The following is a 6,695-nucleotide window of genomic DNA, read 5'->3' as shown; positions in this document are numbered from 1 at the left end:
TTGTCTCCTCCTGGCGCGCAATCCTGTTTGCGCTTTCAACGGGCCCCTCAACGGGGCCCGTTTTTTATGGGCGCCTCGGGCATGGTCTGCACGAAGGCCGCCACGTCGTCGAGCACGGGGGCCATGCGGTGCAGCGGGCGCGAAAAGGCACCGATCAGGGTGAGGTGGTCGACGCCCCCGTAGCGCTTGAACACCACGGGCACGCCCTGGGATTCCAGCCTGGTGGCCAGGTGGCCGCTGTTGGTGTCCGGGTTGACCTGGGCGTCGAAGTCGGCCACGCCCAGGAAGGTGGGCGGCGACTGGGCCGAGACATGGGCAACGGGCTGCGAGTCAGGCGGCACATCGGGGTGATGGAACACCGGCTGAACCGACCTGTCCTTGATGGGAATGAAGTCGTACGGGCCGGCCAGGCCCACCCAGCCGGCGAGTTCGGTGATGTGGTGGCCCTGCTGCGCCAGCCAGCGGTCGTCCAGCGCCACCATGGCCGCGTTGTAGGCGCCGGCACTGTGGCCCATCACCAGCACCTTGCGCGGGTTGCCGCCATGGCGGCCGGCGTGCCCGAGCGCATAGGCCACAGCCCGAGCGCTGTCGGGCAGGAAATCAGGGTAGCGCACCTCGGGGTAGAGGCGGTAGCTGCTGGCCATCAGCACGATGCCGCGCGAGGCCAGCGCCTCGCCCAGGAACTTGTACTGATCGCGCCCGCCCGTCTGCCAGGATCCGCCATGGATGAAGACGACCACCGGCCAGCCGCCTGGAGGCGGCGTGCCGAGCGGGCGGTAGACATCCACCTGGTTGGCCGGCAGGGGCCCGAAGGACACGTCGCGGGTGAGCGCGAAGGTGTCGTCGGGCGTGATGGCGTTGATCAGCTTGACGGGCGAGCAGCCGGCCAGCAGGGCCAGGGCCGCGAGGGCCATGCCCACCGGGGCACGGCGCCAGGCGCCGACATGGTGCTGGAAGCGGGACGGTGTTCTCTGTGAAGGCATGAGCCACAGCGTAGCCGCTGGGCTCAGAGATAGCGCGCCCAAAGGGCATTCGAGAATCGGTTGAAGGGATCGTGCCGGCGCTTGAGTTCGCGAAGGACCGCCGCCTCCGGGTAGGCCTGGTCGAACTGGGCCCGGCTGGCGTGCAGCTGGTAGGGCAGGTAGTAGCGGCCTTCATGTCGCAGCGCCAGGTCGATCAGGCTGCGGGTCCAATCACCCACGGCGCGGCAGGTGGGCTCGCTCGTGCCCTGCTTGTAATAGACGACGAAGGAGAAGACCTCTTCGCGTGCCCACGGGAGCAGGGCGTCCGCATCGGCCGGTGAATGCCGGATCGACACGTTGAGCACCTCGGCACACGGCGTGTGGAGCAAGGGCGCCAAGGCGCGGGTGTAGGCCAGGAAGTGGCGCGGCGGGATGAAGTATTCCTGCAGCACGTAGGTGGCGGCTGCGCGCGAGCGGGGCTCCAGCTCGGCCACATCCAGGCTGGCTTCTCGGTTGCGCCAGATGACGCGCTCGCCGCCCATGCGCAGGGGCTGGACCACACTGCGGCGCAAGGTGCTGCCGCCGGGCAGCTCGGTCATGGCCCAGATCACGCCGCGCTCCAGCGTGTAGCGGCGATCCCGTGGCACCAGGCGTTCCGGATCGGTCAGGGGCTTGTCGCTGCGCCGCCAGGTGACCGCCACAGGCGCGTCGAACAGGGGCGGCATCAGGTCGGCGTTGTGCATCACGGTGCGCGCATGGCCACGCACTTCGCGGTTGAAGAAGTCCACGTAGCCGCTCAGGGGCACGGCGCGAACCTCACGCTCGATGCGGGTGTTGTCGACCAGGTCCAGCTCGACCTCGGTGATGGCGGCGAGCGCACCATAGCCGCCCACGGCGGCACGGAACAGCTCGGCATGGTGCTGGCGGCTGGCCTCGGCCACACGGCCATCGGGCAGCACCAATTGCAGCGCGCGCACCGAGCCGGACACCGGGCCATTGCCCACGTAGCGCCCATGTGCGTTGACCGACACCGCCCCACCCACGGTGAAGCTGGCGTAGCTCTGCATGGTCTTGATGGCCAGGTGGTGCGGATCGACCAGATCCTGCAGATCACGCCAGCGCATGCCGGCCTGCACGCGCACGCGCTTGGCCGCAGGGTCCAGCCACACCAGGCGGTTCAGGCCGCGCATGTCCAAGTGCAGGCCACCTTCGATGGCCACCTGGCCGCCCATGCTGTAGCGGCCGCCACCGACCGACACCTGGCCGGGCCAGCCGGTGACGGCCTTGATCACCTCGGCCGTGTTCTGGGGTGAGGCGATGCGGGCCACGCGCACGTTGTACAGGCGCGTGACATTGGCAATGGCGAGCGAGTCGCTGTTCGGCAAGGCCAGCGCACGCAGTGGCTGGGCCACGGCCAGGCCGGCGGTGAGCAAGGCCTGCTGCAAAACGGTGCGGCGGGTCGGCATGCGGGATGTCCTCTGAATTTTTGAATGTTCAGAGACGCATCCTAGCCGGCCTTGAGGCCGGCATTGCAGCCCGGCGTCGTGCGGCGGGCCATGCCCGCATGCAGGTCAGAACCTGTGCGCCAGGCCCAGGCCCACCGTCGATTGCGACTGTCCCGCCACCGGGGCCAACGCCCCTGCCGCGAACAGCGAGCTCACACGGCTGCCACCCTGGTTGTCCACATAGGTTCCGAACGCGTACAACATCGTGCGCTTGGAGAAGTGGTACTGCGCCACCAGGTGCGAGAGCGTGGGGTGGCCATCGGAATCACTGTAGTCGTAGACACCCGCCTCGCCGATCAGCGTCCAACTGGTGCTGGGACGCCAGCTCACGCCGCCCTGCAGCAGGCGGCCGCGCGGGGTAAGGCGCAGGTCGCCATTGATCCAGGCGGCCTCGCCGAAGAAGGAGACGCTGCTCAGGTCATAACGGGCGGCCAGGGTACTGCGCTTGTCCTGCAAGGACGATTGATTCAGCGCGCTGCTGTAGCTGCCATGCGTAACCTCGTGCGTGACACGGGTCTTGAACGCGCCGCTGGCGTATTCCACCGCGAGGCCTGAGTAGCGGCCCGCCGAGCTGGCCTCGGCGGCCTCCTGGCCGGTGCTGGTCATCAGCGTGGCGCGCACCGGGCCCAGCCGCGGTGTTTCATACTTCACCGCATTGTTGATCTTGAGGTTGACGAAAGGCACGGCACCCAAGGCAGCGATGCCATAGGTGTCCAGGTTGGTGAGGTCATAGCCCAGCACCGTGTAGTCGAAGCCGATGCTGCCCAGGCGGCCCAGGCTGACCGCGCCCCAGCTGTCGCTGCGCAGGCCCAACACGGCAAAGCGGTTGAAGAACGAGCTCGACAGGGACACGGCCCCGGTGTCGGCGTTGAAGCTGTTCTCCAGGCGGAAGAAGGCCTTCAGCCCACCGCCCAGGTCTTCCTGCCCCATCAGGCCCCAGACGGACAATTGATAACCGCCCGAGGCCACGCTGGTGGTCGACTGGCCCTGAGCGTTGGTGTTGCTGGACCAGATCAGCGCGGTGTCGATGTTGCCGTACAGCGTGAGCTGCGATGTGGGCAAGGACTGCGCCTGGGCGCTGGACATGAAGGTGGCCAGGGCCGTCAGCGGCAGCGCCACGCAGGCAGAGAGGACGCGAAACTTCTTCATGGTGTGGGCTCTTGTTTGAAAAGTGCAGGCAAGGCTCCGCCCGTCCACGGCCCGATGCGGGATCGGGGTGGAACGCAACAGAGAAGGGATCGACGAGCCGCCACAGCGGCTCGGGCATCAGCCGATCAAGGTGATCAGGTGGCCATGGACGGCTGCTTGTCAGCCTCCGGCGCCGCACCACCGCGTGCGGGCGCGGGCCGGCTGGCCGGCTGGTAGGTGTAGGGCCCCAGGCGCGCCATCAACAGACACGCCACCACCAGTGCCGCGCTCAACAGCATCAAGGCCGGCTGGTAGCTGTGCAGCTTGGCAAAGCTCTGCCCCATCACGAAGGGCCCCAGGCCCGATCCCAGCATGAAGATGGCGAACAGGTAGCCATAGATCTCGCCGAAGGCCTTCATGCCCAGGTAGCGCGACTGCAGGTAGGCGATCAGGTCGACCTCGGCGCCCAGGCCCAGACCGACCAGCACGGCCGCGGGGATGCCGAAGCTGGCATCGGTCGTGCCCAGCAGCAGGCCGATGCCGATCAGCGGCAGGCTGAAGAAGGCCAGGGCCACGCGCGGGGCATGCACCCGGTCGAGCAGCCAGCCGGCGATCAGGCGGCCCACGACCAGCGCCACGCCCGCCGCCCCCAGGGCCTTGGTGGCCGATGCGGCCGGCACGCCGCGGTCGCTCATCAAGGGCACGATGTGGGCCATGACGCCGGAAGCGGCCAGGGCCACGCAGAAGAAGGCCAGGGCCAAAGCCCAGAAGCAGCCGCTGGTGCGGGCCTGTGCGGCGGTCATGCCGGGCGCGTCCAGCGGCTTGGCCGATGCCTGGCCCGATGCCGTGGCTTGTCGAGCTGCTTCACCGCGCGTCACCAGGCCCGCCATGGCCGGCAAGGCCACGACCAGGGTCAGCAGACCCAGGCCCACGTAGGCGCCCCGCCAGCCCACGCTGCCGATCAGGTGCTGCGCGAACATCGGCATCAGCATGGTGCCCAGGCCCACCCCGGCGGTGGCGATGCCCAGGGCCAGGCCTCGCCGGTCGTCGATCACGGCGGCGATGGCCTTGCTGTAGGGCAGCGGGGTCTGGCCGCTGGCCACGATGCCGCACAGCGCATACATCACGATCAGCGCGGCGGGTGACTGCACCAGCAGGCCCATGGCGGCCATGCCCAGGGCGAACAGCACGATGGCCGGCAGGCTGATGCGGCGGATGCCGTGCCGGTCGATCAGGCGCCCGATGAAGGGCGTGGCGATGCCGGTGGCCACCAGGCCCGCGAGCAGCGCGCCGGAGATCGCCCCGCGGTCGGTGTTCAGCGCCTCGCTCAGGGGTTTGACGAAGACGCCGAAGGTGAATTGCATCACCGGCCCGTTGCCGACCGTCAGGCCCAGCAGCGATCCGACAACGACCCACCAGGGGCTGGACAGGGGCTTGCTCATCTCTGAAATCTCCTCGGTCAGGCACCATCATGAGGTGCTTTTGGGGTGGTCGATCAATCGAAGCGAGGTTCCTGTTTCGCCAGGCGGGCCGCGATGCCGGTGTGCTTGTCCTGTGTGGCGAACAGCAGCTGGAAGGATTTGCGCTCGAACTGCAGGCCCAGCGCCAGCGGACTGCTCATGCTTTCCAGCACGGCCTCCTTGATGAACTGCTGCGCCAGGCGCGGGCCTTGCGCCAGTTCCGCCGCGAGCGTGAGCGCGCGGTCTTCCAGCTCGGCATCGGGCACGACCTCGCTGGCCAGGCCCATCGCGAAGGCCTCGGCCGCGCCGATGCGCTCACCCGTGAGCAGCAGCTTCATCGCGCGGAACTTGCCCACGGCCCGGCTCAGGCGCTGGGTGGCGCCGCCGCCGGGCATCAGGCCCAGGCGCACCTCGGGCTGGCCGAAACCGGCCGTGTCGCCTGCCAGCAGGATGTCGGCGTGCATGGCCAGCTCGCAGCCACCGCCCAGAGCGTGGCCACGCACCGCCGCGATCACCGGCTTGCGGCAGGCACTGATGGCGCCCCACAGCCGGTCCATCTGGCGTCCGATGATCTCGGGCGCCGTGGCATCGAGGTACTCGTTCAGGTCGGCGCCCGCGCAGAAGGCACGCGCGCCGCCGGCCAGCACGATCACGCGCACGGTGTCGTCGGCATCCAGCCGGGCAAAGGCTTCGGCCAGCGCCTGGCGCAGGGCCAGGTTCAGGGCATTGAGCACCTCGGGGCGGTTCAGGCGCAGCACGGACACGCCGGGGTGAGGGCGTTCTTCGAGCAGGATGTCTTGTGTCATGGCGAGGCTCCTGTACGGTCAGCGGCCAGAGAACACCGCGGGGCGCTTCTCGAAGAAGGAGGCCACCGCTTCGGTGTGGTCGGCCGTGTGGTGGGCCAGGCCCTGGAACTGGCCGGCCTGGTCCAGCGCTTCATCCAGTGAGGCATCGCGCGCCTGCTGCAGCAGCTGCTTGGTCCAGCGCAGCACCTGCGGCGGGTTGGCGGCGATGCGGTGGGCCAGCGCGAAGGCTTCGTCCAGCAGCGATTCGGGCGGCGCCACGCGCGTGACCAGGCCGATGCGCAAGGCTTCGTCTGCATCGATGGTGTCGCCCGTGAAGGCCAGCTCCGAGGCCTTGCCCAGGCCCACGATGCGCGGCAGGAACCAGCAACCGCCGTCGCCCGGCACGATGCCGACCTTGACGAAGCTCTCAGCGAAGCGCGCGTTGCTGCTGGCGATGCGGATGTCGCACATGCAGGCCAGGTCGTTGCCCGCGCCCATGGCAGGCCCGTTCACCGCCGCGATGATCGGCACGTGCAAGGTCTGGAAGGCTCGCGGGATGCGCTGGATGCCGGCGCGGTAGTTGGCCACGATCTGCTCGGGCGAGCCGCCGAACATGCCCTGGCGGTCGCGCATCTCGGCCACATTGCCGCCGGAGCAGAAGGCCGTGCCGGCGCCTGTGAGCACGGCAGCGCGGATGTCCAGATCCTCGTTGAGGCGTGCGAACACGGTTTCAAAAGCCGCGAACAGCTCTTCGCCGTCGAGCGCGTTGCGCGTGGCCGGGCGGTTCAGCGTGAGCAGGGCGACATGGCCGCGCCGCTCGATCAGGATGGGGTCGTTGGGGTGGCTCATGGTGTC

General features: G+C 68.8%; 6 protein-coding genes. All 6 read right to left on the bottom strand.

Features of this window, described 5'->3' with window-relative positions:
- Nucleotides 1-47: 47 nt before the first annotated feature.
- The 6 genes from EIP75_RS14510 to EIP75_RS14485 all read right to left on the bottom strand — a co-directional run bounded on the left by EIP75_RS14510 (nt 48) and on the right by EIP75_RS14485 (nt 6,689).
- Complete coding sequence (locus EIP75_RS14510; RefSeq protein ID WP_233584868.1) at nt 48-983, bottom strand: alpha/beta hydrolase; 936 nt, start codon at nt 981-983, stop codon at nt 48-50.
- 23 nt (nt 984-1,006) lie between these two features.
- Nucleotides 1,007-2,428, bottom strand: a complete 1,422-nt coding sequence (locus tag EIP75_RS14505) for an FAD-binding oxidoreductase (protein ID WP_125243991.1) — start codon at nt 2,426-2,428, stop codon at nt 1,007-1,009.
- Between the two features lie 105 nt (nt 2,429-2,533).
- A complete protein-coding gene (locus tag EIP75_RS14500; protein ID WP_125243990.1) occupies nt 2,534-3,616 on the bottom strand; it encodes a porin in 1,083 nt (360 codons plus the stop codon).
- Nucleotides 3,617-3,750: 134 nt separating this feature from the next.
- Nucleotides 3,751-5,037: an MFS transporter gene (locus EIP75_RS14495; RefSeq protein ID WP_125243989.1), complete on the bottom strand. Its 1,287-nt coding sequence runs from the start codon at nt 5,035-5,037 to the stop codon at nt 3,751-3,753.
- A 53-nt stretch (nt 5,038-5,090) separates the two neighbouring features.
- The gene (locus EIP75_RS14490) at nt 5,091-5,861 is read right to left on the bottom strand and encodes an enoyl-CoA hydratase-related protein (RefSeq protein WP_125243988.1); all 771 of its coding nucleotides are present in this window, start codon (nt 5,859-5,861) and stop codon (nt 5,091-5,093) included.
- 18 nt (nt 5,862-5,879) lie between these two features.
- Entirely contained in the window at nt 5,880-6,689 is an 810-nt protein-coding gene (locus tag EIP75_RS14485) for a crotonase/enoyl-CoA hydratase family protein (protein WP_125243987.1), read from the bottom strand.
- Between the last annotated feature and the right edge of the window lie 6 nt (nt 6,690-6,695).

The organism is Aquabacterium soli, assembly GCF_003933735.1.
In the GTDB taxonomy this organism is placed as follows: Bacteria; Pseudomonadota; Gammaproteobacteria; order Burkholderiales; family Burkholderiaceae_C; genus Aquabacterium; species Aquabacterium soli.
This window is presented reverse-complemented; position numbering and strand designations above follow the sequence as displayed.